The sequence below is a fragment of the Yersinia sp. 2542 StPb PI genome (assembly GCF_048593855.1).
Classification (GTDB): Bacteria; Pseudomonadota; Gammaproteobacteria; order Enterobacterales; family Enterobacteriaceae; genus Yersinia; species Yersinia enterocolitica_E.
In genome coordinates this window covers 1-1,233 of the sequence record NZ_JAZGQA010000406.1, presented here as the reverse complement: position 1 = coordinate 1,233, position 1,233 = coordinate 1, and the positions used below count along the sequence as shown (strand labels likewise).

Here is a 1,233-nt window from a genome sequence, read left to right as displayed (position 1 = left end):
CTGATGCTTAAGATAAATATATTTATAACAATACTAGAACCAGCAATAATGGTTTTCATGGCTGCATTTATATTTTTTATTGTTTTGTCAATATTTCAACCAATATTGCAGATTAACAGCCTAATTTCATAATATATATCGAGGAGGGATAATGAAGGAGACGAAATCGGATGGATTTACATTGCTGGAAATTATGATGGTTATCATGATTTTGGGTGTTTTGGCTAGCTTAACGATACCCAGTCTGATGTCTAATAAAAACCGGGCTGACCGGCAAAAGACATTAAGCGATATTGTTGCTTTAGAAAATGCATTGGACATGTATAAATTGGATAATGGCCATTACCCTACAGAGTTACAAGGTATTAATTCATTGGTTGTCAAACCAACAGAGGTACCCATCCCGAGAATTTATCCTCAATATGGTTATATTCGGCGATTACCGCAAGATCCGTGGGGAAACGCTTACCGAATGAGTAATCCCGGTAAGAATGGAGAGATAGATATATTTTCTGCGGGACCGGATAGAGAAATAGGTAATGAAGATGATATTGGCAACTGGAGTGTATCATCATAATTAAAAACGGATATCCGTAGTAACTTGAGTCCCGACAACGCATAGGTAATTACTTGCGATATTATACAGGTTTTACATTATTAGAGGTTATGGTCTCATTAGCTATTTTTGCTATTGCTGGCATCAGCATTATGAAAAGTATTAGTGAACAATTAATCTGGACCAAAGCGTTAGAAGATAAAATGGCATCCTCTTGGGTTGCAGATAACGTTTTAGCTGAAATTAAAATAATGAGTGTTACACAAATCGGAGATTGGGCGAAGGGACGTCATTTTATGCTTAACCAATTTTGGTATTGGCAAACGAAAGAAGTATATAATCATAGTAAAGGATATCGTGAAGTTATCGTTGAAATTCGTAGTCAGGAAAATAACGAACATCCTAATTATATAGTGCAAAGCTACCGGATTACTAATGAGTAAACGTTTATCTTATGGCTTTACATTGTTAGAGGTACTACTTGCCGTTATTATTTTTACCATGATGAGTTTAACTATCTATCAGGCTGTTATTGTTATTGCGCAAGGAAGTGCCGCCGCGAGTAGTAAGGCAAAAGTATTATATAGAATACACCAAGTAATAGAAAAACTTGAAGATGATATATCTCACGCGATAACATATAGAAATTTTATTTCAAATGATTACCAAGGTGTTTC

The 1,233-nt window shown here is 35.2% G+C and carries 3 protein-coding genes; all 3 read left to right on the top strand.

The annotated features are described in order from the left end of the window. Nucleotides 1–151: 151 nt before the first annotated feature. On the top strand, nucleotides 152–577 hold the full coding sequence (gene gspG, locus V1952_RS21950) for a type II secretion system major pseudopilin GspG (protein WP_420075564.1): 426 nt from the start codon (nucleotides 152–154) through the stop codon (nucleotides 575–577). A 53-nt stretch (nucleotides 578–630) separates the two neighbouring features. Then, nucleotides 631–999 (top strand): type II secretion system minor pseudopilin GspI, encoded by a 369-nt coding sequence (gene gspI / locus V1952_RS21945; RefSeq protein WP_420075563.1) that lies wholly within the window; start codon nucleotides 631–633, stop codon nucleotides 997–999. After that, nucleotides 992–1,233, top strand: a 242-nt coding sequence (locus tag V1952_RS21940; protein ID WP_420075562.1) for a PulJ/GspJ family protein, incomplete at its 3' end; no start/stop codon positions are given. The genes gspI and V1952_RS21940, both read left to right, overlap by 8 nt.

Bases quoted from the DNA above. Each gene is read 5' to 3' on its own strand.
- gspG (WP_420075564.1), top strand. From the start codon at position 152: ATGAAGGAGACGAAATCGGATGGATTTACATTGCTGGAAATTATGATG.